At 64.9% G+C, this 23329-nt stretch carries 21 protein-coding genes; 11 read left to right on the top strand and 10 right to left on the bottom strand.

What is annotated here, in order from left to right; translation table 11 throughout:
* The first annotated feature begins 199 nt into the window (after positions 1–199).
* Both IC232_RS10495 and IC232_RS32350 read left to right on the top strand, forming a co-directional pair.
* The gene (locus IC232_RS10495) at positions 200–1636 is read left to right on the top strand and encodes a calcium-binding protein (RefSeq protein WP_190844872.1); all 1437 of its coding nucleotides are present in this window, start codon (positions 200–202) and stop codon (positions 1634–1636) included.
* On the top strand, positions 1633–2070 hold the full coding sequence (locus tag IC232_RS32350; protein ID WP_312895144.1) for a M10 family metallopeptidase C-terminal domain-containing protein: 438 nt from the start codon (positions 1633–1635) through the stop codon (positions 2068–2070). The genes IC232_RS10495 and IC232_RS32350 overlap by 4 nt, the downstream gene beginning before the upstream one ends.
* Before the next feature lie 128 nt (positions 2071–2198).
* Here the strand turns inward: IC232_RS32350 and IC232_RS10505 are convergent, their stop codons facing one another.
* Positions 2199–3518, bottom strand: coding sequence for a tetratricopeptide repeat protein (locus IC232_RS10505; RefSeq protein ID WP_190844873.1), 1320 nt, complete (start codon positions 3516–3518; stop codon positions 2199–2201).
* 128 nt (positions 3519–3646) lie between these two features.
* Between IC232_RS10505 and IC232_RS10510 the strand changes: the two genes are divergently transcribed.
* The 3 genes from IC232_RS10510 (at position 3647) to IC232_RS10520 (ending at position 7392) form a co-directional block, all read left to right on the top strand.
* Positions 3647–4444, top strand: a complete 798-nt coding sequence (locus IC232_RS10510) for an AraC family transcriptional regulator (protein WP_190844874.1) — start codon at positions 3647–3649, stop codon at positions 4442–4444.
* A gap of 126 nt (positions 4445–4570) precedes the next feature.
* The gene (locus tag IC232_RS10515; RefSeq protein WP_190844875.1) at positions 4571–6310 is read left to right on the top strand and encodes an aconitase X; all 1740 of its coding nucleotides are present in this window, start codon (positions 4571–4573) and stop codon (positions 6308–6310) included.
* Positions 6311–6375: 65 nt separating this feature from the next.
* The gene (locus IC232_RS10520) at positions 6376–7392 is read left to right on the top strand and encodes an LLM class flavin-dependent oxidoreductase (protein ID WP_190844876.1); all 1017 of its coding nucleotides are present in this window, start codon (positions 6376–6378) and stop codon (positions 7390–7392) included.
* Positions 7393–7413: 21 nt separating this feature from the next.
* Here IC232_RS10520 and IC232_RS10525 read toward each other — a convergent pair whose 3' ends face one another.
* From IC232_RS10525 to IC232_RS10535, 3 genes are all read right to left on the bottom strand, one after another.
* Complete coding sequence (locus IC232_RS10525) at positions 7414–8124, bottom strand: L,D-transpeptidase (RefSeq protein WP_190844877.1); 711 nt, start codon at positions 8122–8124, stop codon at positions 7414–7416.
* Positions 8125–8449: 325 nt separating this feature from the next.
* A complete protein-coding gene (locus tag IC232_RS10530) occupies positions 8450–9670 on the bottom strand; it encodes a multidrug effflux MFS transporter (RefSeq protein ID WP_190844878.1) in 1221 nt (406 codons plus the stop codon).
* A gap of 184 nt (positions 9671–9854) precedes the next feature.
* Positions 9855–10229 (bottom strand): hypothetical protein, encoded by a 375-nt coding sequence (locus IC232_RS10535; RefSeq protein ID WP_190844879.1) that lies wholly within the window; start codon positions 10227–10229, stop codon positions 9855–9857.
* A gap of 91 nt (positions 10230–10320) precedes the next feature.
* Here IC232_RS10535 and IC232_RS10540 point away from each other — a divergent pair, with 91 nt between their 5' ends.
* Complete coding sequence (locus IC232_RS10540) at positions 10321–11712, top strand: fused MFS/spermidine synthase (RefSeq protein WP_190844880.1); 1392 nt, start codon at positions 10321–10323, stop codon at positions 11710–11712.
* Positions 11713–12015: 303 nt separating this feature from the next.
* Here the strand turns inward: IC232_RS10540 and IC232_RS10545 are convergent, their stop codons facing one another.
* Together IC232_RS10545 and IC232_RS10550 are read right to left on the bottom strand one after the other, a co-directional pair.
* Positions 12016–13323 (bottom strand): DUF5666 domain-containing protein, encoded by a 1308-nt coding sequence (locus IC232_RS10545; RefSeq protein ID WP_190844881.1) that lies wholly within the window; start codon positions 13321–13323, stop codon positions 12016–12018.
* The gene (locus IC232_RS10550; RefSeq protein ID WP_190844882.1) at positions 13320–14180 is read right to left on the bottom strand and encodes a DUF6502 family protein; all 861 of its coding nucleotides are present in this window, start codon (positions 14178–14180) and stop codon (positions 13320–13322) included. Before IC232_RS10550 ends, IC232_RS10545 begins: the two co-directional genes overlap by 4 nt.
* Positions 14181–14304: 124 nt before the next feature.
* Here IC232_RS10550 and IC232_RS10555 point away from each other — a divergent pair, with 124 nt between their 5' ends.
* The 3 genes from IC232_RS10555 (at position 14305) to IC232_RS10565 (ending at position 17282) form a co-directional block, all read left to right on the top strand.
* Positions 14305–15087, top strand: a complete 783-nt coding sequence (locus tag IC232_RS10555) for a hypothetical protein (RefSeq protein ID WP_190844883.1) — start codon at positions 14305–14307, stop codon at positions 15085–15087.
* Between the two features lie 122 nt (positions 15088–15209).
* Entirely contained in the window at positions 15210–15596 is a 387-nt protein-coding gene (locus IC232_RS10560; protein WP_190844884.1) for a response regulator, read from the top strand.
* Positions 15597–15893: 297 nt separating this feature from the next.
* Complete coding sequence (locus tag IC232_RS10565; protein WP_190844885.1) at positions 15894–17282, top strand: M10 family metallopeptidase; 1389 nt, start codon at positions 15894–15896, stop codon at positions 17280–17282.
* A 64-nt stretch (positions 17283–17346) separates the two neighbouring features.
* Here the strand turns inward: IC232_RS10565 and IC232_RS10570 are convergent, their stop codons facing one another.
* Positions 17347–17484: a hypothetical protein gene (locus tag IC232_RS10570; RefSeq protein WP_190844886.1), complete on the bottom strand. Its 138-nt coding sequence runs from the start codon at positions 17482–17484 to the stop codon at positions 17347–17349.
* 228 nt (positions 17485–17712) lie between these two features.
* On the opposite strand from IC232_RS10570, the gene IC232_RS10575 reads away from it, so the two are divergent.
* Entirely contained in the window at positions 17713–18300 is a 588-nt protein-coding gene (locus tag IC232_RS10575; protein WP_190844887.1) for a hypothetical protein, read from the top strand.
* 93 nt (positions 18301–18393) lie between these two features.
* Here the strand turns inward: IC232_RS10575 and IC232_RS10580 are convergent, their stop codons facing one another.
* The 3 genes from IC232_RS10580 to IC232_RS10590 all read right to left on the bottom strand — a co-directional run bounded on the left by IC232_RS10580 (position 18394) and on the right by IC232_RS10590 (position 22122).
* Entirely contained in the window at positions 18394–19470 is a 1077-nt protein-coding gene (locus tag IC232_RS10580) for a BsuBI/PstI family type II restriction endonuclease (protein ID WP_190844888.1), read from the bottom strand.
* The gene (locus tag IC232_RS10585) at positions 19467–21272 is read right to left on the bottom strand and encodes a class I SAM-dependent DNA methyltransferase (protein ID WP_190844889.1); all 1806 of its coding nucleotides are present in this window, start codon (positions 21270–21272) and stop codon (positions 19467–19469) included. Before IC232_RS10585 ends, IC232_RS10580 begins: the two co-directional genes overlap by 4 nt.
* A gap of 256 nt (positions 21273–21528) precedes the next feature.
* Positions 21529–22122: a hypothetical protein gene (locus IC232_RS10590; protein WP_190844890.1), complete on the bottom strand. Its 594-nt coding sequence runs from the start codon at positions 22120–22122 to the stop codon at positions 21529–21531.
* Between the two features lie 240 nt (positions 22123–22362).
* Here IC232_RS10590 and IC232_RS10595 point away from each other — a divergent pair, with 240 nt between their 5' ends.
* Complete coding sequence (locus IC232_RS10595) at positions 22363–23316, top strand: DMT family transporter (protein ID WP_246812144.1); 954 nt, start codon at positions 22363–22365, stop codon at positions 23314–23316.
* Positions 23317–23329 lie beyond the last annotated feature (13 nt).

Raw genomic sequence — 23329 nt, forward strand, 5'->3', positions numbered from 1 at the left:
AAGTTTCAGTAGAAACAACGTCAAGCTTGGCAGCCGTTCATCAGGTTATTTTGGGTAATCTGCATCTGATCGCTGATTTGCCGTGTAGTGTCTGCTCGGGGTGAATGCGGGCTTCGTTTTTGTCTTGCGTGCGGCTGTCTGAGGGCCACGGCCACGCCACTCCCCTGAAGCTCACTCGCTACCAACATGGGAGTCATCGATGACTGAGCAAAACCATACGGCTCACGCCGGATTGTCTGCCGGCGGAGCCAGCGGATCGCATGGTTCGCTGGAACTCAACAGCGCCAACCTCAATGCGGCCCTTCAGGCCTTCGCCGGCGCAGACCGCGTGTTCTTCGCGGACCTGAACGAGCTGAACAATTCCGAGGCGGAGGGCGGTGCTCTGCTCCTGCTCAAGGGCAACCGGCTCACCGTCATCACGGCTGCCCGTGGTGTGGAGGCTGGCCAGATCCACCCGCAGCATATTCACGGCTTCGTGGACGGAAGCAACGCAACGGTGCCGACCCTGGCTCAGGACGATGACCGGGATGGTTTCATCGAGCTGGCCGAGGGTCTGGATACCTATGGTCCCGTGCTCCTCGACCTCACGTCCCCTCCTGGCTCTGGTGCTGCCGGGCTCCCTAATCCCACCGGTACCTCGTTCCTGTTCTCCCAAACCTACGACTTAACCGATCCACGCAATGGTGAACTTGCAAGGCTGTTGGACGACGTGTCGCTGAACAGGCGGGAAATCGTTCTGCACGGCAAGACGGTTCTGGCTGGGCATGGGCAGGGCACGACAGGCGAGGTGAATGGAACGGCAGGCTACAAGCTCCTGCTGCCGATCGCGTCCGGTGAGATCCGGGAACTCTCCTTCAACAGCGCCCTTGCGTCCTTCGAGGCTGCGGTTTCCCTCCAGCTTCGCGACGCCGTGGTCGGCAATGGCGGCAACAACACGCTGAGAGGGACGGGGAGCGGCGATAATCTCCAGGGCCGCGGCGGCCGCGATGTCCTGGATGGCCGGGCGGGCGATGACTACCTGAACGGCGGCTCGGACCGGGACACGCTCTACGGCGGCTCCGGCGACGACTACCTCGACGGCGGCTCGGGCCATGACAGGCTGTTCGGCCAATCAGGCGATGGCCATCTTGTCGGCGGGTCGGGCAACGACGAGCTGTCCGGCGGATCCGGTCACGATCATCTCTTCGGCGGCACGGGCAACGACCGGGCCTCCTTCAATGTCTCGTCCGGCGGCTCGGATGTCGTCAACCTGGGCACGGGCTCCGACACGGTCAGCGTCACCGCCTCCTCGGCGCGGCAGGTTCGTCTCACCTTTACGAGCGCGGAGGTCGGCAACGGAACCGCGACCGATGCCGGTACGATGACCAATCAGGATGGCGGCCTCGCGGTTCGTCTCCAGTCCGAGAACGCCTCCGGCGATCTCGTGGGCAGCATCAGCCGCTTCGACGACGAAGGGATCACGTTCGATGCGGCCAGGTCGGGATTGACCTTCGACGTGCGCGACCTCGTCTCGGGCGCAGCCCGCGGCGATCAGTTCGACGTTGTGAGCCTCGGCACCAGAAGCGCCGAACTCTCACGGCCGTTCAGTCGGGCGACGCCTACTACTTCAATGCCGGCCTGGGCAATGACCGGGTGACGGGCGGGAGAGACGACGACTTCCTGGTGGGCGGTGCCGGCAACGACAGCCTCAGCGGCGGGCGCGGCGACGACTCGTTCATCGGCGGCGGCGGAAACGACGTGCTCACCGGCGGCACAGGCGATGACGCGTTCATCTTTGCCGCTCCTCTCGACGCAGCAGGCAATGTCGACAGGATCCGGGACTTCCGCGCCAGTGACGACACGCTGCGGCTGGACAACGCCGTCTTTGTCGGGCTGACGGACGGAGCCCTGAGCGCCACCGCCTTCGCTCTGTCGAGCGCCGCCGTGGAGGCCGACGACCGGGTCATCTACGATCAGAGCACAGGCAACCTGTTCTTCGACGCCGATGGCGGTGCTCGCGACAACCAGACGCTGTTTGCAACGCTGACCAACAGGGCCACCATCACGGCAACCGACTTCTTCGTGATCTAGCCGCCTTAGACCAGCAAGGGTGCCCCAGGCTTATCCCGGTTTATATTGGAGCCAAGGGAGCGAACACGAGCCTACCCTTCAACCGCAACCCTGGTTGGAGCAATGGCATGAAAGTGTGCATGGATCCCTCAGGCCGCGAGCAGGCCGCGCCAGTGCGTGTCGCGTGACGACGGGCGGCGGTGCAGGCGGCGGTCGAGCAGTTGGCCGGCTTTGACGGCCTCGCCGCTGCGCATGAGCGAGAGCAGCAGCATGTCCTCGATCATCTCGCGCTGCGCGCCGCTGCCGCCGATGCGCGCGACCTCGGCCGCGACCGGCTCCAGGATGCGCGCGCAGGCCGCGTAATCCTCGTCCGCAAAGGCGAGAGCCGCACGGCAGATCGCCGGCACCACCGGGCCTGCCGGCAAGGCGCCCGTCTCAATCAGCGCCATCAGAGCCTTCACGCGCTCTTCGACGGCAGCCTTGTCGCCGGCCGCGGCTGCGAGAAGAGCCATGTGCACGTCGGCGAAGGCGAAGCCGGCCTTCTGGAAGTAGCCCCCGGAATAAGCCGCTGCGTCCTCCCACAATCCCGCCGGCACCGTGTGGCCGTAGGCCTTCAGCCGCCACAGGAAGGACGCGGTGTCGCTCACCACGTTCACCGGCATGCCGGCCGTCACCGAAGGCTGGATGTGATCGGCGTAAATCGCGAGCGCCCCTTGCGGATCGCCGCGCTCCAGGGCGCCGAGCGCCGAGTGCCAGGCGATGTGGCCGTGGAGGACGCCGCTGCGGTCGTAGCCCGGCAGCCAATCGGCGATCAGCCGCTCCGCCTCGTCGTGAGCGCCGCCTTCGTAGAGGGCGTGCGAGAGCGCGTGCGCCGCGTTGGCGTTGTTTCGGCGCAGGTCGTAGCCGCGCTGCGTGAGCGCCCGGCCGTGCGCCACGTTGCCGTTCTCCGCATGCGACCAGCCGCGGTAGGTGAGGAACCACCAGTCGTCGTTGTCGAAATGCCGGGCGTGACGCTCGCAGAGATCCACGCGCGCCTGATCGTGATCCGCCATGCCCGAGAAGGCGAGAAGCCCGAAGGCACCGAGCGGCAGCGACAGGATCAGGACATCGCGGGGCCAGGCATCGGCATGGGCGAGCGCCCGCTCCAGGGCTCTCGCCGATTGTCCGTGAATCGCAAGCGACAGAACCGCCACATGGCTGCGCTCGCGCTCGGTGCCGCGCCTGGCGACGATCTCCTCCGCCGTTGCGATCCGCGCCTTGGCCTTCGCCGCCTCCGTGCGGATCGCGTGCAGGCGGGCGCGGGCCGCGTGGGCGAGGGCGAAGTCCGGGTCGGCCGCAATGGCCTCGTCCAGAACCTCACCGGCACCGGGCCAAGCCGAAAGCAGCAGGTCGATTCCGTGGCGGTAGCGCTCGGCCGCAAGGTCCGACGTGGTCGAGACGGGCAGGCTGCGGCTGTCGAAGCGGGTCATGCAAGATTCCTCATGTCGGGAACGGCAGGCATCCGCCCGTGTTCCCGGCTCTATACGCCATCCCGGCCTGGCCGTATTTTGACGCTCTGCCATTTTGTGTAGAATAAACGCCAAACCGGAGGCCGCGCATGGCATGGGAGACGATCCAGGCACCGCCCGGCTTACAGCCGCCCCGGCCGATCACCGTGCGGGCGCAGTCGATCCCGGCCCGCCACTCCTTTCCCGAGCACGCCCATCGCTGGCACCAGATGGTCTACGCGATCTCCGGCGTCCTGACGGTGGCTGTTGAGGGGCATTCCTTCGTGATCTCGCCGGAGCAGGCCGTGTGGCTGCCGACGGGCTTGCCGCACCGGACCGGGTCCCTGCTCGGGGCCGAGTTCCGCAGCCTCTGGATTGCCCATGAGGCCGGGCACGGCCTGCCCACGAGTCCGACCGTGTTCGCCGTCACGCCCCTGCTCAAGGCGCTCATCGTCGAGGCCACAGCCATCGGGGGCGAGGAAGATCGCGACGGCTATGCCGGCCGGGTGACGGAGCTGATCCTGGACCAGCTCCGGCGCGCGACGCCCCTGCCGGGCGCGCTCCCATGGCCGCGCGGGGGATCTCCCCTGATGGTCCTGTGCGAGGCGCTCTATGCGGACCCGGCCGACCCGCGCGGGACGGAGGCGTGGGGGCGGGACCTTGCCATGTCGGAACGAACGCTCACCCGGCGCTTCGAAGCCGAGATGGGCATGAGCCTGCGCTCCTGGCGCCGCCGCCTGCGGCTGTTCAAGGCGATCGAGCTCATGGGCGGCGGGCTCGACGTGACCCGCACGGCCCTGGAGCTCGGCTACGGCTCCACATCGGCCTTCGTCTACGCGTTCCGCACCGAGATGGGATGCAGCCCCCAGGCCTATATGCGCGGGCGCGGGGTGGATCGGTTGCAATGATCGTACGGGCTCAGGCATTGAAGTTCATGCCCTTTACGATGTCAGCCCGAACCAGCCTTGCACAAGGCCTCGGATCGCAGGACAAAGGCTTCGGCCGGACCATTCCGTTGAGCCAGGAGCGATCGCGTGAATCTCACCATTGACGGCAAGGCATTGGTAGCCGGTGAGGCGGGAGGCGAACTGCTCAGCGCGGAGGTTGGTCTCAGCTTCTGGGGCGGCGTGGATCCTCAAACGGGAATCGTGATCGACCAGCATCATCCTCTGCGCAACCGGAGCCTGGCCGGGCGGGTGCTTGCGATCCCGAGCGGCCGCGGATCTTGCTCCGGAAGCGGCGTGCTGCTTGAGCTGATCCTAAACGGCCATGCGCCGGCGGCCATCGTCATCTGCGAGCGCGAGGAGATCCTCACCCTCGGGGCAATGATCGCCGAGGTGGTCTTCGACTGGTCGATCCCGGTGCTGCGGGTGGACCGGCAGGTGTTCGCGCGCCTAGGTGAGTACCGGTACGCCAGAGTGGCGGGAGGCTGCCTTCAGCTTCTCCACGATGCGCCTGCCGAGGATTGGCAACCTGACCAGGCGCAACATGAGAGAAGCGAGGACACGCCGGTCCGATTGGATGCGATCGACGAAGCATTCCTCTCAGGCCGGCACGGCAAGGCAGCGCAGGTTGCCATGCGCCTGCTGATCCGGATGGCCGCCGTTCAGGAGGCCGAGGCCTTCATGGATGTCTCCCAGGTGCATGTGGACGGCTGCATCTACACCGGTCCGGCAAGCCTGCGCTTTGCCGAGATGCTGGTCGGGCAGGGAGCGCGCGTGCGGGTGCCGACGACCCTCAACGCTATCTCGGTGGACAAGCGCCGCTGGCGTGAGCAGGGCGTGGCCGACAGCTTAGGGAACCCGGCGAGCGCCTTGGCGGACGCCTATCTGGCCATGGGCGCGGAGCCCAGCTTCACCTGTGCGCCGTACCTGCTCGAGACTGCGCCCCGATTTGGCGAGCAGGTTGGCTGGGCGGAGTCGAACGCGGTGGTCTATGCCAACAGCGTGCTCGGCGCCCGGACGATGAAATACCCGGACTACCTGGACATCTGCATCGCCCTGACCGGGCGAGCGCCGCTCGCCGGCTGCCATCGCGATGCCGGACGGCGGGCGACGCTCGCCCTGGATGTCGAGATGCCTCTCGATGCCGATGACAGCGTCTGGCCGCTGCTCGGCTATTGCTGCGGCGCCATTTGCGGCTCCGAGATCCCGTTGATCCGCGGGCTTGAGACGAGCGCCGCAGGGCCGGACGCGTTGAAGGCCTTTGGCGCGGCCTTCGCCACGGTGGCGGCCGCACCGATGTTCCACATTGCCGGGATCACCCCGGAGGCGGACGGGCAGACGCCTGAGCGCCAAGCACGCATCGAACTGGGCGCGTTGCAGCAGGCCTGGGAGGCGCTCAACACGGCGGCATCGCCGGAGGTCGGGCTTGTCAGCCTCGGCAATCCGCACTTCTCCCTGAGCGAGTGCGCGCAGCTTGCCGCGCTGGTGCGGGGGCGAACCAAGTCGCCGGACGTTGCGCTGATCGTGACCTGCAGCCGGGCCGTGCATGAGGCCGCCTCGCAGGCCGGTCATGTGGCCGAGGCCGAAGCCTTCGGCGTGCAGTTCGTGACGGATACGTGCTGGTGCATGCTCGGCGAGCCGGTGATCCCTCCGGCTGTGCGAACGCTGATGACGAACTCCGGCAAATACGCGCATTATGCGCCCGGCCTCGTCGGGCGCGGGGTCAGGTTCGGCAGCATGGCCGCATGCGTGGAGGCCGCCTGCAGCGGCCGAGCGCAACAGGAACCGCCGGCCTGGCTGCACTCGATGCGGATTGCTCAGTCCGGTTGATCTGCCGCACCGGCGGGCGTACGAGGTCCCAAACCGGCTGAAGGCCTTTGCACAGGAACTGCCTCATGAAGAAGATCGGCTTTCTCTCGTTCGGGCACTGGTCGCCTTCGCCCGGCTCGCAGACCCGCTCCGCCCGCGACACACTGCTCCAGTCCATCGACCTGGCCGTAGCGGCCGAGGAACTCGGTGCGGACGGCGCTTACTTTCGCGTCCATCACTTCGCGCGCCAGCTCGCCTCGCCGTTTCCGCTGCTGGCGGCCATCGGGGCGAAGACCAGCCGCATCGAGATCGGCACCGCCGTCATCGACATGCGCTACGAGAACCCGCTCTACATGGCCGAGGATGCGGGCGCGGCCGACCTGATCGGCGGCGGGCGCCTCCAGCTCGGCATCAGCCGCGGCTCGCCCGAGCAGGTGATCGACGGCTGGCGCTATTTCGGCTACGCGCCGGAGGAAGGCCTGAGCGATGCCGACATGGCGCGCCAGCATACGGATGTGTTTCTCCGCGTGCTGAGCGGCGAGGGCTTTGCCCAGCCGAACCCACGCCCGATGTTCCCCAACCCGCCCGGCCTGCTTCGCCTCGAGCCGCATTCGGAGGGCCTGCGCGAGCGCATCTGGTGGGGATCCGCGTCCGACGCCACGGCCGTGTGGGCCGCGCAGCAGGGGATGAACCTCCAGAGCTCGACCCTCAAGGAAGACGAGTCGGGCGAGCCCTTCCACGTGCAGCAGGCCCGGCAGATCCGCCGCTACAGGGAGGCCTGGAAAGAGGCGGGGCACGCCCGCGAACCGCGCGTCTCGGTCTCACGCTCCATCTTCGCGCTCATCGACGACCGCGACCGCGCCTATTTCGGACGCGGCAAGGAGGGCGACCAGATCGGCGTGATCGACAACATGCGGGCGATCTTCGGCCGCTCCTATGCGGCGGAGCCGGACAGGCTCGTGGAGGAGCTGAAAGCCGACGAGGCGATCGCGGAGGCCGACACGCTGCTTCTCACCGTGCCGAACCAGCTCGGCGTCGCCTACAACGCTCATGTGATCGAGGCGATCCTCAAGCACGTCGCCCCGGCGATGGGCTGGCGCTGACGCGCCGGCCCCGCCGATGCATCAAGCGGGCAGCACGACCACCTTGGTCTTGACCGGCGTGCGGTCGTAGAGGTGCATCATGTCCTGCGTGAGCAGGCCGACGCAGCCGCTGGTGATGCCGTTGCCGATCGATTCCGCGTCGAGGCTGGCATAAATCGTGTAGAGCGTGTAGGCGCCGTTCTGGTAGAGATGAAGCGTGCGCGCGCCGAGGGGGTTGTCGAGGCCGCCCGGCATACCGCGGGCCCATTTGGCCGCCTCGGGCTGGCGCTTGATCATCGCCGCGGGCGGGGTCCAGGTCGCCCATTCGCTCTTGCGCCCCACATAGGCGTCGCCGTTCCACCGGAACCCGTCGCGGCCCACATTGGCCCCATAGCGGGTGGCGTTGCCGCCTTCCTCGATGCGGTAGACGTAGTAATTGCCCGGATCGACGATGATCGTGCCCGGCGCTTCCTTGGTGTCGTAGCGGACGGTCTTGCGGAAATATTTCGGATCGACCTTGCTGACATCGATGGCCGGGATCGGGAACTTCTCGTCCGGCACCGGCCCGTAGACCTTTGATGCCTCGGCCAGGCTCATGCCGTCCGAGGTCACGCAGCCGGCGAGCCCCAGGGCACCGAGCCCGGCGGCCGAGCCGGCCAGAAACCTCCGGCGGCTGAGAAGCCCCGCCCGGCGCTCAAGCAAAGCCGCCTCGTCCGTCTCGCCGGCACCGGCGTTCTTCACGTCCATGTTCATGATCGGCCGTTTCCCTTGTCCTGGCGCCCGACGAGCCAAAGCTCCGGCAACCACCCGCTGACTGTCTTGGTTAAGCTGGAGATTGCCGTCTCACGGCGCGATTGGCAAGTCAGGGCCCTATGGGCGGGGTTTGGCATAAACTAGAGCCGGTCACGTCCATGAGGAGCACCGCGCCGAACCATGGGTCTCCGCTTCGGGCCAAATTCTGCGTTGAACAATGCCCTGTGAAGGTGAGCGCACCCTGCGAAGGCAGACGCTAGGTCTACTTCCGAGTTGCGCCGAACCCGGACTTTGCGACGAGGCGCTATGCGCGATCTGCACGGGTCTAGCCGCCGGCCACAGGCATGCGCTGGCCTGCAACCAAGACGAGCGAGACAATCGCCAGCAATGAGCAGATCGCCATGATCACGATCAGTGGCCAGACGGTTGAACTGAGGGCCGCGCCAACGATGGGAGCAACAAGCGCACCAAACCCGATCTGGAAGCTGCCCGACAGGCCAGAGGCGGCTCCTGCGAGATCCGGCCTCACGCTCACGGCACCTGCAATGCCACTCGGCAGAACCAGCCCGTTCGCCACGCCGATGAAGAGCATTGGCCCGAACAGGGCAACCGGCACCAGGAAGCCTGAAGCGATCAAAGCGGCCATGGTTCCGATGCTCGCGAGAGACAGGAGCGTGCCTGCCAGGATCATCCGGTTCGGTCCCATAGTGCTTGCTAGGCGGCCCGTGGCGAAGTTGCCCAGGATGTAGCCGCACGGCACCATGGCAAAATAGAATCCGTACTCCGCTGGACTGCGTCTCAACAGTTCGATCATCACATACGGGGCGCCCGCCAGAAAGGCGAAGAACATGGCCGACACGAAACTGGTCACCAGGGTGTAGCCCCAGAACTGGCGGGAGCGAAACAGGCTCCTGTAGCCCTGCAGGAGTTCGCGAGCAGTCTCTCCTGAGGCGCGGTTGTGGTTGGTCTCGTGCAGGCGCCCATACGCAAACACGAGGGCGAGCCCACCGAAGCCGACCAGAAAAGCGAACGAGGCGCGCCATCCGAAGAACGTTTCGAGCAGGCCGCCGATAGTCGGCGCGACCATGGGAGCGACCGCCATGCCCATAGTGACATAGGCGATCATGCTCGCCACTTGATTGCGCCCATAGAGATCGCGCACGATGGCACGGCTGAGCGTGATCCCGGCACAGCCTCCGATGGCCTGCACGATGCGGCCGAAGATCAGCATGCCGATGCTCTGAGCCAGCAGGCACAGGACGGATCCCGCCACGAATGTCAGAAGCCCGATCAGGAGCACGGGCCTGCGCCCGAACCGGTCGGACAGCGGACCGATGATCAGCTGTCCCAAAGCCATTGCACCAAGATAGAGCGACAGGGTCAGCTGGATGGTGGTGAAATCGACACCGAGCGCCCGTGCCATCCCGGGCATCGACGGCAGGTACATATTGATGCCCAGCGGGCTCACGGCTGAGACAGCGATGAGCAGCGCAACAAGGCCGGGCTTCACGGCAGGCCGAGCCGCTGCGGCGTTGTGATGATTCATACCTTCAAGATCGCTTCCGGCGCCCGTGACCAGCTTGGCAGTTGAGCTTCCTTGTGCACAAGCTAGGACGTCTATAGGCTCATGACAGTGCTTGGTCTCCTCGACTGGCGCAAGACTGATCTGCACGCACTGCAAGGATGACCAGGCGACGTGCAGATATGAGCCAGCCTGCCGTAATCCCGCGTCAGATCCGATGGTCGGGCGAGACGGGAGGGATCACAGGGCTATGGTCGACGCTTCTATCCCTCGGCGCAGGTTGGTGTGGGAGGCTTGTCTGACCGGCCGCGAGACGCTGCTCCAGAGCAGCAACCTGCCGCGCCAGGTTATCGATGGCGGCCTTGAGAGCGAGAACATCGGCTGCGTCCGGAATCGTCGACACCGCAGCGCCCGTCCGGCTAACAGCCGGTTCGATACGGCTGTTGCCGGGCTCATCGGCAAGAGACGGCTCCACCCGTCTCTTCCGGGGAGAGAAGAGGCGGCGGAAGGCCTGCCAGATCAGCCAGAGCACACACACGGCCAGAAAGAGTGTGAGCAAGACAGCCGGCAGAGTGTCGAACATGGTTGTTGCCATTCCTATGCGTGTTGATGAAGCTGTGTGGCAATGCCATGGCAACGCTTATCGTTCCCCGATCAAAGGCTGATGAAACCTGATGTTTCCCTCTCCGCTGCTCCTGAGTGCCATTGCGATTGAGGGCTATGCTGTTCTCGCGGTGGAACTCCTCGCCATTCGTCAGCTCACTCCCTATGTGGGCAATGCCACCGACACCGTTGCCATCGTGATTGCCGCGGTGCTGCTCCCGCTGGCACTCGGCTATGAGGCTGGTGGCCGGGCGAGCTTTGTGCCCGGCGATGAGGCGGGCGTGCGCCGGCAGCTCACCCGGAACCTGCTGATTGCCGCCTTCCTTCTGAGCCTCGGGTTGTCCCATCCCTTCCTGGCGGCTTTCTTCCAGATCCTCGACAACCTTGGTCTCACGCACCGCCTGGTTCAGGCCGCCGTTCACACCTCCCTGTTTCTGGTCTACCCGATTTACCTCCTGGGACAGACCATCCCGCTGGTCGCCTATTGCTCCACAGGCGCCAGTCTGCCCCGCTCCACGGGCCTGATGCTCTTCCTGTCCACCCTCGGGTCGTTCCTGGGCTCGGTGGTGTCGACCCTCGTGTTCATGACCTTCTTCGGCGTCCACATCACGGTAGCCCTCACCCTTGGGCTCCTGGTGCTGCTCGCGGGTCTTATCGGCTGGCGGGTCGAAGATCACAGGAAGCTGGTTCTCACAGCCGGTGCGCTCGGCCTCTACATCGTTGCGATCAACAGTCCCGCGGCGGTCAAGGCGTATGGCATTGTCAGCAACAATCTCTACAGCGAGGTGCGGATCGTTCCCAATCCGGCCGAGAACAGCCGCCTCCTGGTCATCAACAACAGCCCATCCTCCAAGATCGCGGAGCATCCGGAGTACCGCTTCGCCTACCTGAAGTTCATCGAGAAGGAAGTTCTCAGGAGGCTCGACACCGACCGCCCCCGGCGCGTCCTGGTGATCGGGGCCGGAGGCTTCACCATCGGCTTGGAGGATCGCTTCCATGCCTACACCTATGTCGATATCGACCCGGCCTTGCGGGCGGTGAGCGAGGAGCACTTTCTTCGCCAGCCTTTGTCCGCGAACAAGATCTTCGTGCCTGAATCCGCCCGGGCCTTCCTGCGCCGCAACACCCAGACTTATGATGTCGTGGTGCTCGATGCCTTCACCAACCGGATCAGCCTGCCGCCTGACCTGATCACCCGCGAGGCCTTTGCGGCCGTGAAGCAGGCCGTGGCGCCGGACGGTCAGGTGGTCATGAACATCATCACCTCGCCGGACTTTGCCGATCGCTTCAGCCGCAGCATCGATGCAACGATCCGCAGCGTGTTTCCGTTCGTCACCCGCCAGCTTCTTCCCGAGACGCGCACCGGCAGCGTTGCGAGCGTGCTCTATCTTGCAGGCAGGCTCGAGGACGAACCCCACGACATCTACACGGACAACCAGAACCGCTCGTTCCTGGATTATTAGCCGGTGTAATGAACCGTCATTCTCCCGGTTGAGCATGAAGGTCCGACTAGGTCAAAAGCGGAAGTGGAATGGCGGTCTGTAGCGGTCCGCTCATGTGTCTTGCTGGACACTCCACATGTGTTTGAGATGAACCACGAGAACGTCATGCGGTTCGTGGGAGGTCTCATGAGTTGACCGATCTGACCCCGAGGGTGTGGAGGCCAGGGATGCTCAGCTGTTCGCCCCTTCGGTCTTGTCGCCGATCCTCATGATGCGAGCCGCATGGTGCAGCATATAGGAGGGGCGGGGATCATGCCGGTGATGTCAGCGTTTGCCTCCGCCTCCGCCTCCGCCTCCGCCTCCGCCACCATTGCCGCCCCCGCCGCCATTCCCGCCGCCGTTGCCATTGCCGCCACCGCCGCCTGCACCGGAGCCGCCAGAGCCACCACCGGGTCCGCCTCCGCCGTGATCGCCGCCGCGTCCGCCCCCCTGGTTGCCGCCGCCGCTATTGCCGCTGCCGCCGGAGCGATTGCCCGATGATCCGCCTTGGCCGTCGCGCCCGCGCGCGTCGCCCGGCGATGAATCCCGACGGGACGAGCCGGATCCCGGCTGCGCATCACGCGGGGCACCGCCGCGTCCCCGTGCATCCGCCGGCGTGTTGCGCGAATCTTCGCGATCTGCCGCCTGGGGTGATCCGCGCAATGACGTCGGCTTTCCTTCGAGGGACACCCCCTCGATGCCGAGACGTCCTCTCTGATCGGTCACGACCGTCACCACCGCCGGGGCATAGGACCCGACCGGCAGGGTCGAGGAGCGGCCTGCCACCTCGAGCCCCGAGCCGAGGCGTAGCCCGCTTCGCGTCCGCTCCACATAGGCCTCGATGGAGAACCGCCGGATATTCGTTCCCAGGAGATCCCGTTCCCGGGCCGTCCGGGTCACCTGGAGCGTGCCGTTGGCATAGGACCCTTCGAGCACGGCCCGGGTGCCCACAAGGGCAGGGTCCAATCCGGCGAGCTTCAACGTCCCGATCCCGGGGCCGCCGTTGCGCGCTCGGACGACCTGACCGGCGATCCTCTCCGGCCCGCTATCCCGTCGCTCGATCAGGCTTGCGACGATCGTGCCATCCGGCCGCCGCAGGCCGAACACCGCCACGCGCTCTCCGCGCTGCCACCGGCCTGCGTCGCTGAGCGCCTGCGTAGAGACGGTTTGACCAAGAACCGTCAGGGTCGTCCTGCCCGTCGTCTCGATCGGGCCGACAACCTCGCTGGTCACGTCGATCTGCCGCGTGGCCAGCACGCCGTTGCGGTTCTCGGCAACCACCCGCACCACCTGACCGATCTTCAGGTCGGACACCGCACGAGCCTGTCCGTCGATCCGCACCGGCACGTCGGGCGCGTAGTTCACATGCTGGCCGTTGACGATGATGCTGCCGAAGCCGCGGATGCGGCCCATCATGCCGGTGCCGCCGATGCCCCGGTCGCCGTCCTGGTCATCGGCCACGACCCCGGTGCCGCCGATGCCGCGGTCCTGTCCTTGCTGGCCCCAAGCTAGGGTGAGTGAGGCGACCAGCAGAACCAGCGCCACGAGCCAGAGGGCATGGGTTCGTGCGAGCGAAGCGGCGTGGGTCTTCACGGCTTGGCTCCCTTGTCGGTGGATGCTGCCGCAGCGGGTGGCGGCACGACCTCTTCCGAATAGACATACACGCCGAAGTTCCAGCGCCACTGTCCCGAGGGAGCTTGGTCGCTGGCGGAATGGGCCTCACGGTTGAGCGTGTGGAGAGCCTCCATGGCCACGTCGCGGGAGCGCCGCTGCAGCTGCTCGGCCAGTTCCTTGGTCAGCCCGTCATAGTGGACGGCCCGTTCCAGGAAGGGCGGTGAGCCGGCCTCCACATTCGCCACCGCGGCGGCGATGTGGTCGTGCAGGTTGCGTCCGAGATAATAGAGCTGCTGGTCGTCTCCGCCGCGCGGCACATAGGCCGCCTCGGCCAGGACGGCGCGATCCTCGTCGTCCAGCACCACCAGCTTGCGGTCGAGCCATTCGTCCAGCACCGCGCGGGGCCGTACGTCCCGCGTGACCGAAGCGACAAGGCGCTCGAAGGACGGTTGCGGCATCTCGGCCGTGCGGGGGAGGGGCAGGGGGCGCCCGTCGCTGCCGGTGAAGTCCGGGTCCGCAAGCCAGCGGGCCAGGATGCGGCTCGTCTGCGAGACTGTCGCCGGCACCGTGTTGACCGGAGCTCCCGCGCCCCGCAGCCGGCGGACTTCCTTGCGGTGGATGCCGGTCAGCAGGCTGACGCGGCTGTCCGTCTGCTCCTTGCCCTGAAGGGCGAAGTCGTACTCGGCGACGTTCACGTAAAGCTCGCGCAGCAGCTCCGCCAGCATGGGGAACGTGATGCCGCTGCGGATCAGCAGCCGCACGAGGGGGCGCAGCAGGCGCGCGAGGGGCGCATGCAGCTTGGCTGGTTCAAGGGAGCGGGGGGCGTCGCCGGACATGGTGTCTAAGTAGGCCGATCAATCGTGGGAATCAATCCCACATCCAGGTTGACGTGGGAAAATTTCTCACATAATCCTTAAGCCAAGGGGGCTGACAGGCTCATACGTTTTGGAAGGAAACCTCATGACACGAGGTCTTGCTCTGACTGCTTCGGCACTGGCTCTTGGTCTCGCCGTCAGCCTGCAACCGCTGTCGCTCGACCTGACCTCGCTCCAGCTCGATCAATCCCAGGCCCAGGCCAAAGGCGGTGATGGCGGTGGTAACGGCGGCGGCAACGGCGGTGGAAACGGCGGCGGCGGTGGCAGCAACGGCGGTGGCAATGGTGGCGGAAACGGCGGCGGCAACTCCGGTGGCGGTGGCGGTGGCGGCGGAAAGTCCGGTGGCGAGTCACGTGGCGGCGGCGAGAATTCCCGTGGCGGCGAGCGCAGCGGCCGCAGCTCCGGCCCGGGCGATGCCGCAGCGAAGGGGCAGGCGAGGGCCGAGGAGGCGCGCAGCACCCGCGATGCCAAGCGCGAGGCTAGGGAGGCCGGGACGAAAGTCTCCACCGACGCGAAGAAGGCAGCCTCCAGCGCCAGGACGATCGGCCTCGACACCGCCAAGCTCGGCCGCCTGAACGCGGTGAATGCCTCGGCGACGGCCCGGCTGAATGCCGCACCGAACTCGACGGTCGGCCTGATCGCGGCCTACGAGAAGGCGCTGACGCTCGGCACGATCCCAGAGGACGAGATCACCGACGCGGAGATCACCGCAGCCGCCACGGCCTTGGCTCAACTGTCGAAGCAGGGTGTGCCGGAAGAGCCTGTCAAGGTGCTCAACGAAAAGCTCGGGCTCGAGATCGATCCTGAATCCGCTCTGTTCGATGACATCGTCAACGAAGCCCGCGAGATCCAGGCGGCCCAGCCTTAAACGTGCACGACGTCCTGCCGCCGACCGGCGGCAGTACACCTCATCCATCACGATCCATCCAACGCGGTCGGGCTCACATGCAGGGATCCATTCATCACATCCGGACCACAGGGGGAGCGCCCATGCAGACCTTCCGCAGTCCCCGCGTTCTCATCGTCGAGGACGAGACCCTGGTGTCGATGCTGATCGAGGACATGGTGTGCGATTGCGGCGGACAGGTCGTCGGCCCTGCCGCCACATTCGAACAGGCGGCGGCTCTGGCCGCTGAGGAGGATCTCGACCTCGCCATCCTCGACGTCAACATGGCGGGTCTCGCGGTCTATCCCGTGGCCGACATCCTGCGCCACCGCGGCATCCCGTTCATCTTCGTGACCGGCTACGATCCGAGCATCGTCCCCGCGCCCTATCAGCACGCGCCCGTGCTCCTCAAGCCGTTCTCCTACGAGACGTTCAGCGAAACGTTCGATGCCGCCGTTGCCGAGCGGGTCGATGCGTTGGCGATCTCGTAAGCGCGTGAATCACGCCTCACCGATGCTCCGGGCAGCCGATGTCATGCACTCGGCACGCAGAACGAGTCTCTCCCAAGAATCCTGAAGCCTGCTGCCGAACAATCCGGCGCGGCGCTTTGTCTGCCATAGACGGGCTTAACGCTCTGCGCGCAAACCGAGGCGCATGCGAAATCCAGGCCGCAAATTGAGCAACTACCCCTTCGGAGCAGTTGCCAGCTCTCAGATTAGTGCAGAACCTGAACCATTCCAAAGTTCACCAATTTCATCCTCCTGAATTTTTCCAAATTGGATGGTTTCATGCCTGCTATCGCGTCCAACAGCTTGTCTGGAAACGCCTACATCGATGGCATGATCAGCGAATATAAATGGGCAGCCAACAGCCTAACCTACAGCTTCCCAACGCAGGGCTCCTACTACGGCACCGCCTACGGCTCGGCGGAGAACCTCACCAATTTCGGAGCCATGAACGCTGCGCAGCAGACGATGGCTCGCTCTGCATTGGCCATGGTCGCATCGGTTGCGAATCTCCGCTTCACCGAACTGGCTGAAACGGCAACCCAGCACGCGGATCTTCGCATGGCCATGTCGGACAGGCCGGGCAGCGGTTGGGCCTACCACCCGACCACGGCTGCTGAAGGTGGCGATGTTTGGTTCAGCGAAGCAACGGGTTTGTACACGAACCCGATGAAGGGCAATTACGCCTCCTATGCGTTCATGCACGAGATCGGGCATGCGCTCGGTCTGGGGCATCCTCACGAGGACGGCATGCCGCTCGATCGTGACTCGATGGAGTACACGGTCATGAGCTACCGCTCCTACGTCGGGGCCTCCACGACCGCAGGCCTCACGAACGAGACCTGGGGCTATGCGCAGTCGCCGATGCTGTATGACATCGCGGCCCTTCAGCATCTCTATGGGGCCAACTATGCCACCAACAGCGGCAACAGCCTCTATTCATGGAGCCCGAGCACCGGCCACATGCTCATCAACGGTGTGGGGCAAGGTGCTCCTGGAGCCAACAGGATTCTTCTCACCATCTGGGATGGCGGCGGCAACGATACCTACGACTTTTCGAACTATGCCGGCCAACTGAAAGTCGACCTTCGTCCCGGCGCCTGGACCACGACGGCCACGAACCAGTTGGCGAAGCTGTCCGCGGACGGCGCGAAGATCGCTGCCGGAAACATCGCCAATGCGCTGCTGTTCCAAAAAGATGCACGCTCGCTCATCGAGAATGCCGTCGGCGGCTCCGGCAGCGACACGCTGACGGGCAACGAGACGGCCAATGTGCTCAAAGGAGGGGCCGGGCAGGACAAGCTGTATGGCTTGTCCGGCAACGACACGCTGGATGGCGGCCTGGGAACCGATACGCTCTTCGGCGGGGCGGGAAGCGATGTCTTCGACATCAACGCCGTCAAGGAGACGTCTCCGGGTGCGCGGGATACGATCCAGGACTTCGTCCAGGGTGCTGACCGCATCGACCTGCGCACGATCGACGCCAGTGCGGGGGCCGCCGGAGATCAGGCGTTCTCGTTCATTGCCGCCAGATCCTTCACGGGCCAGGCGGGGCAGCTGAACTTTGCCAATCACATGCTGTCGGGCGATGTGAACGGCGACAAGGTCGCCGATTTTCAGATTTATGTTGCGGGCTTGTCCGCACTCGCCGCCATGGATTTTTACCTCTGACGACGGGCGCGAAAGCAAGGCTTGAGAGGGGCGGCCCGTGATCCTTCCCGGGCCTGTCGTTCCGCTAACCGTGGCGGCTGGCGTAGCGGCGCTTTTTCGTGAGGTTCCTCTGTCCTTCGAGCACCTTGGCCGGGGCGATCACCGCCTTGTAGCGGCGGGTCTTCTTCTTGAACGACGGTCTGGTACGCGCTTTGCCGGCCATGGACTTTATTCCCTCATTGATGGACGCCGAGTTTACATGGAGCAGGGGACAGGTCAACGCCGGTCCCGGCCGCAACCCGCCGCGCGGGTCCGCAGCCCGCCGGGCGGGCGCCACGTTCGGTCAAGGCTGCCTGCATGGATCGAGCAGGGCCGGAACAGGCTTCGAAGCCCTGGCGTTACAAGGAAGACGGTTAGCGACGGACCCACCGGAGCGCCCTGGAGAACGCACATGGCGAACCCCCCTCATGCCGGCAGCCCATCCGCCCCTGAAAGGGAAGGGAACAGGCCTGCAAAGCAGCTCTTGGACCACGATCTCGCCGAGAACTCGCAGGAGAACCTCGACGCGAGGCTCGACCACGCCATCGAGGAGACCTTTCCCACGAGCGATCCGGTCTCCGTGACCATCACCAAAGGCCCCGAGCCCGAGCGCGAACCCCGCCCGGCGGCGGGCGACCGATCCGGCGATCCGCCCCAGGCCTCCACCGAGCAGGTTCTCAATCAGGTGCGGGACGCCCTGCACGAGGTCTCGGATCAAGCGTCGGGCGTCGCCCGCGACGTGTACGAGCGCGGCGAGCACTACGCCCGGCAGGCGCGCGAGCAATATCCGGAGGCGGAGCGCTACCTCCGCCAAGGCCGGCGCGCCGTGACGCAGCAGGTGACAGGCAACCCCTTGCTCGCGCTGTTCACGGCGGCAGCGGCCGGCTACGCCCTCGCCTGGCTGCTCCACGGCGAGAGGAGAAACCGAGACCCTGACGTGCCGGATTACGGCCGAACAGAGCGCGGATACGCCCCCCACCGGGACAAGCAGGGGCTTTGACGGGCGCTGACGCGATCAGGTGAACAGCGTGGCGTGAGGCGGGGCTCTTCGCATCGGGGAGATTGTCGTCACCGATAGCATGTTGAGTAAAGCCTACAGGAGATCACTGAGGCGTGCGGCCGTCGTAGTGCCCTCGCGTAGATGCACGATGTTTTCAGGCTCCGAAGCGAACCATGCGAACGACCCCCATGCAAGGGCGGACACAGTCTTCTTGAAGCCGGCGGAGCCGCGATCCTGGTAAGCCGTCAGGAAGGTAATGTGAGATCGAGGGAATCCGGCTGTGTCAGTGAGCTTGAAGATGGCCTCCTGCCGCCGCTCAGTGATCGCGCCGTCCGTGGCCACCACTTCGACAAAGACGAGGAGCGGGTCCTTGGATCCAAGATCGACGAGGATAAGATCGGGCAAGTTCTTATCGGCCTCGATCTTCAATCCGATCATGGCTGCGAGTTTGTCGTCTCTCGCAACGACTTTGTTGCCGCTCTCGCTGAGCCAGAGGACGGCTGGGCTTTCCAGGAACCGAGAGGCGAAGTCCTCGACAACGGCCTTCGTGATGATCGAGCTCGGGCCGGGCGCAAGCGACCTCGTCTCCTTGCTAGGAAAAGTCACGAGGACGCTAGCCGCGCTGCCTGCAGCGCCTGACAACATGATAGATACGCGGGTCAGGGCGCTCTTACTGAGATGCGCCGTCTGGAATGCTGCGATGAGAGCCTCGAGGCTTGGTCCGGTCAATGCTGGATCGAATAGAGCTGCAAAATCTGTCTTAAGGGCGTAGCGCGGCGCACTGGATGTTGTCGGCAGATCCTCGCGGCGGAGCACCGCGCCTACCGCGACGAGGCCGTCCCGAAGTGTCTCGTCGCGAATCGGTTCACGGGTGTTGTCGGCGTACCAGCGGGTGTCGCCGGCTTGATAAGATTTCTTCAGCACTCCCGAGCTGTAAGCCTGCCGGTCGAAGTCGTTTGCCAAGACCGATTGCTCTTCGGTCATGCGATAGACATGGACAGGCCCCAGATAGCGGCCGGAGCCTTCTACCGCGCCGATGTAAAGCGCGGTGAACACAGTGCTGGCCGCCAAGTCGCGGATACAGTATGCCCGGTTTGGCGTCCCTTCGGGGAAGATCAATGGCAGCCGCTCGGAGACGACCTCAAGAGGCACATAGGTCGGCAGACTCATTCCGCAGGACCACCGAGATTAAAAAGAACTTCGCATTCTGCTTCTATCCGCGCCCGGCCGGCGCGGGCGTCAACGAGCTTAGTTAGCGTCTTGACACGAGCCGGATCCGGTAGCGGTAGGGCTTCGAGCTCGTAGGCGGAGACGGCAACACTGCCGCTGAGGCAGCGGAAGGCCCGGTCGGCAGCGGCGCTGTTTAGAAATGCAGCGAGGGTAGCCGGCGGCACTTTGGGCTTGGCGGCGGTTGCCCGGATCATGTTGAGGTGGTTCTCGATCACGACGGCCTTGTGTTCAGTTAAAAAATCGTTGGGAAGAGCTGCTGCAATCAGCCTGCGGTTCTGCTCCTTGGCAGTGGTCCGCTGCAGTAGAACACATGGCCGCGAGGTGACGAGCCATTCGTCACCTCCCTTTGGTTCGAAATACGGCTCGTGGTTCTTCTTGTCCGCCCTGAATACAAATCTCCCATCGGCAGTGACTGCTTCCGCCCATATCAGTGGCAGGTGGCCGCGACCAGGTCGGCTACGGAGTTGATCTTTAAACCGGTTCCACACGAGTGGGCCGGTGCTGACCTCATAACCCCAGTCAGCTAGCCGGTGCGGCATGTGGTGGAGGCGGTCGACGAGTTCGGCTTGGTCCGAGTTGCGGGGGATGATCCAGGGCTCAGAAGGCTCCTGCGGAACCTCGAAAGTGCCAACAGCGACAGTTTTGAGATAGTCTTCACCGGTCGGCATGACTTCATGGATCGTGGCGGCCTCGGTATTCGCGCGACGGTAGGTGGCGAGCAGGGTTTCCTGCAGGACATCGTCGAAGATGCCCTTCCGAGCTGCAATGAAGTCGATTGTCACCGGCGGGGCCTCGTTGCCGATAAGCGATCGCAGGTTCTTGAAATACTCGCCAGCCAAGAAACTAGTCGGTGTGACGTAGGCGATAACACCCCCGGAGCGCGCATGCTTCAGGGCGAGGTCAGTGAACAGACCATAGAGATTGGCGTGTCCGTACAGGCTGCGGCTGAATCGGGCGCGGTCCTCGGCCGAAAGTTTCACGCGGCCATAGGGCGGGTTGCCGATAACGAGATGGAATTTCTCGCGCGGCGTACTACGCTGGAGACTATCACAGACGGTCACGACCACCGGTAGCCGCGCATTGGCTCTGCGGCAGACGGGGAGCATGATGGCGTCCAGGGTCACTTGTGAGAGCCAAGCCGCGAATGGATCGATCTCAAAACCACGCAGCCGCTCGCCGATGTTCTTGACGAGAATCTTCGGTTCGACGTTGGGCAGGGCTTCGAGAATACGGCTGGCGATAGGTGCAAGGAAGGCTCCACCACCGCAGGCCGGATCAAGGACTCGCGCCTTTCTCCAATCGACACCTGCTTCCGTGGCTTGGGCAATCAGGCGCCTAGTCAACTGAGGCGGGGTATAGAACACGCCATAGTCAGCCCGGTAGGTCGGCGCGAGCATCCCCGTGTAGGTGAGGCCTATTGCATAGGCAGCGTCCTCCGGGGCCACAGCCGCAGCGGCGACCCCGATGCTGTCGGCTGAGGCTGCTGCCGGCTCAGGTAGGTCGGCAAAGACGACGGGCTGGAGCAGGCTACGGAGGGGAAAGCGGCTATCGTTCTCCGAGATCCTTTTCCACCATGCGTAGACCAGACGATAGCAGAAGGCACGAGCGAGCTGCAGGCGCTCACTCTCAGGTACGGCGTCAGCGAGCGCGCGCGCCATGATCCGAGCAGCGTTCAGCGAACCTAGATGGGTTTTGTTGATCGCTTCTGGAGGGGCGATCTTCTGCTGTCGCTTGGTTGCCATGGCTTGCAGTGCCGCGTGTTCCTATATGATCGAGATAGCGCAGATAGCTTAAGCATTCACCTTAATCGAGCCCATAAGACGTATTTCTTAGATGGCAAGACCTTAGGGGTAAGCTTTGCCGAAAGGGTAGGTTCCGACAATCCTACTGGTCAGGCTTTGCACCGCCATTGTAGGTAGAGCGTGCCAATTGTTCGCAACGAAGCGGTTGGGATTTGCAGGTCTTCGAGTTCGTCGTCCGCAATAACAGACAAATCCTCTAAATCCCCGCCCCATTCTCAAACGTCCAGTAGTAGCGCTCCTCATACTCCCGCTCCTCGCGCTCGATGCGCTCCAGATGAGTCACGAGTTCGTCGCGCAGCTCGTGGAGGCTGCGGCGGGGCTGGTTGTCGATCTCGTATTCGCCTGGGGAGAGGGGTGGGTGGGCGTGCTTGTCCATCTCGCCCAGCGTCCGGGTGAGGCGGGCGAGGGGCTGGAGGGCGCGCCCTGCGACCGCCAGCGGTTGGTGCTCCAGCTCCTCCGCCTGACGCTCCGCAAGGCGCCAGAGCTTCTGGGTGAGCCGCTGGCGGGAAAGGGCCGTCGAGGCCCGGGGCGGCGATCCGGCCGGCGGGCGCTTCCAGCCGCCTTCCGCCACATACCGGGACACGGTGGCGATGGACAGGCCGAGCTCTCCGGCAATGCGTCGGTAGGGCCAGTCGGTGCCCTCCACCATCTCCCGCATCCGAGCCACCAATTTGGGGGTCAGCTTGTCGCGCAGCCGCCCCGGCTCCCTCGCGGCGGCATCCGACGCGGCGGAGGCGGGGTTCTGGCTGGAGGGCAGGGGTGGGAGAGGGACAGGGGGCAAAGACGGCATCGCAATGGCTTCTTCAAATCAGAACAAAAGAAGAACATTATGTCGTTCAGGGGACAATTGTCAAGGTTCATGAGGGCGCCCTGAGGGATGAAACGCTTGGAACGCTGTTCCAGGCTGTTCCAGGGTTTGTTCCAAGGGCGTTCCAGGGTGGAGGCCCGGAATCGGCGCGTTCCATCACCGTTCCAAGGGCAAATGATCAGATATCATCATTTGTCCTGATGGCCGGCCCGGCGTATTCGGATGGTCCCGAGAGGACGACATTCCATGAGCCACGCCACCGCCGCCATGCCCGCGCAGAACCTGAACCGGATCGACGGCTCGACCCTCGGCCTTTACGCCGCCACCGTGTTCCTGTGGGGCGTGAGCTGGATCGGGATCCGGGCGCAGCTCGGGGTGGTGGCGCCGGAGATGTCGGTGCTGTGGCGCTTCCTGCTGGCGGCCGTGCTCATGTGGGGCTGGGTGCTCGCCACCGGGCACAAGGTGCGCTTCGCGTTGGCCGACCATCTGCGCTTCGCGGCGGTGGGCTGCTGCCTGTTCTCGTTCAACTTCATCTCGTTCTATTACGGTGGTTTGAGCATCCCGTCCGGCCTGCTCTCGGTGGTGTTCTCGCTGGCCTCCGTGTTCAACCTCGTGCTCGGCTTCGTGATTTTTCGGCAGCGGCCAGAGGCCCGGGTGGCGCTCGGCGGCGTGATCGGCGTGCTGGGAATCGTGTTCCTGTTCTGGCCGGAGATCACCGGCGCGGGCTTCAACGCGGCGGCGCTGCAGGGGCTGGCGCTCTGCGTGATGGGCACCCTGTTCTTCTGCTCGGGCAACATGATCTCCACCATGGTGCAGCGCCGGGGCGCGCCGCTTTTGTCGGCCACCGCCTGGGGCATGACCTATGGCTGCGCGGTGCTGCTGGCATTAAACCTGGTGCGCGGCAACGCCTTCATCATCGAGCCCACGGTGAAGTATGTGGGCTCGCTGCTCTATCTCTCGGTCGGCGCGTCGGTGCTGGCCTTCATGTCGTACCTCACCCTACTGCGGCGGCTCGGGGCCGCGCGGGCGGGCTACGCCACGGTGCTGTTTCCCATCGTGGCGCTCACGGTCTCGACCCTGATCGAGGGCTATGTGTGGACGTGGCTCGCCGTCATCGGCGTCGTGCTGGCGCTCGTGGGCAACGTGCTCGTGCTGCGGCGGCCTTCCGCTAAATAAGGATTGTTGCTGG

The organism is Microvirga sp., from assembly GCF_014699075.1.
GTDB lineage: Bacteria > Pseudomonadota > Alphaproteobacteria > Rhizobiales > Beijerinckiaceae > Microvirga.

Bases quoted from the DNA above. Each gene is read 5' to 3' on its own strand.
- IC232_RS10560 (WP_190844884.1), top strand. From the start codon at position 15,210: ATGCAGACCTTCCGCAGTCCCCGCGTTCTCATCGTCGAGGACGAGACC.
- IC232_RS10550 (WP_190844882.1), bottom strand. From the start codon at position 14,180: ATGTCCGGCGACGCCCCCCGCTCCCTTGAACCAGCCAAGCTGCATGCG.
- IC232_RS10575 (WP_190844887.1), top strand. From the start codon at position 17,713: ATGGCGAACCCCCCTCATGCCGGCAGCCCATCCGCCCCTGAAAGGGAA.
- IC232_RS10520 (WP_190844876.1), top strand. From the start codon at position 6,376: ATGAAGAAGATCGGCTTTCTCTCGTTCGGGCACTGGTCGCCTTCGCCC.
- IC232_RS10495 (WP_190844872.1), top strand. From the start codon at position 200: ATGACTGAGCAAAACCATACGGCTCACGCCGGATTGTCTGCCGGCGGA.
- IC232_RS10565 (WP_190844885.1), top strand. From the start codon at position 15,894: ATGCCTGCTATCGCGTCCAACAGCTTGTCTGGAAACGCCTACATCGAT.
- IC232_RS10540 (WP_190844880.1), top strand. From the start codon at position 10,321: ATGTTTCCCTCTCCGCTGCTCCTGAGTGCCATTGCGATTGAGGGCTAT.
- IC232_RS10535 (WP_190844879.1), bottom strand. From the start codon at position 10,229: ATGTTCGACACTCTGCCGGCTGTCTTGCTCACACTCTTTCTGGCCGTG.
- IC232_RS10580 (WP_190844888.1), bottom strand. From the start codon at position 19,470: ATGAGTCTGCCGACCTATGTGCCTCTTGAGGTCGTCTCCGAGCGGCTG.
- IC232_RS10570 (WP_190844886.1), bottom strand. From the start codon at position 17,484: ATGGCCGGCAAAGCGCGTACCAGACCGTCGTTCAAGAAGAAGACCCGC.
- IC232_RS10510 (WP_190844874.1), top strand. From the start codon at position 3,647: ATGGCATGGGAGACGATCCAGGCACCGCCCGGCTTACAGCCGCCCCGG.
- IC232_RS10555 (WP_190844883.1), top strand. From the start codon at position 14,305: ATGACACGAGGTCTTGCTCTGACTGCTTCGGCACTGGCTCTTGGTCTC.
- IC232_RS10585 (WP_190844889.1), bottom strand. From the start codon at position 21,272: ATGGCAACCAAGCGACAGCAGAAGATCGCCCCTCCAGAAGCGATCAAC.
- IC232_RS10525 (WP_190844877.1), bottom strand. From the start codon at position 8,124: ATGAACATGGACGTGAAGAACGCCGGTGCCGGCGAGACGGACGAGGCG.
- IC232_RS10590 (WP_190844890.1), bottom strand. From the start codon at position 22,122: ATGCCGTCTTTGCCCCCTGTCCCTCTCCCACCCCTGCCCTCCAGCCAG.
- IC232_RS10530 (WP_190844878.1), bottom strand. From the start codon at position 9,670: ATGAATCATCACAACGCCGCAGCGGCTCGGCCTGCCGTGAAGCCCGGC.
- IC232_RS10595 (WP_246812144.1), top strand. From the start codon at position 22,363: ATGGTCCCGAGAGGACGACATTCCATGAGCCACGCCACCGCCGCCATG.
- IC232_RS10505 (WP_190844873.1), bottom strand. From the start codon at position 3,518: ATGACCCGCTTCGACAGCCGCAGCCTGCCCGTCTCGACCACGTCGGAC.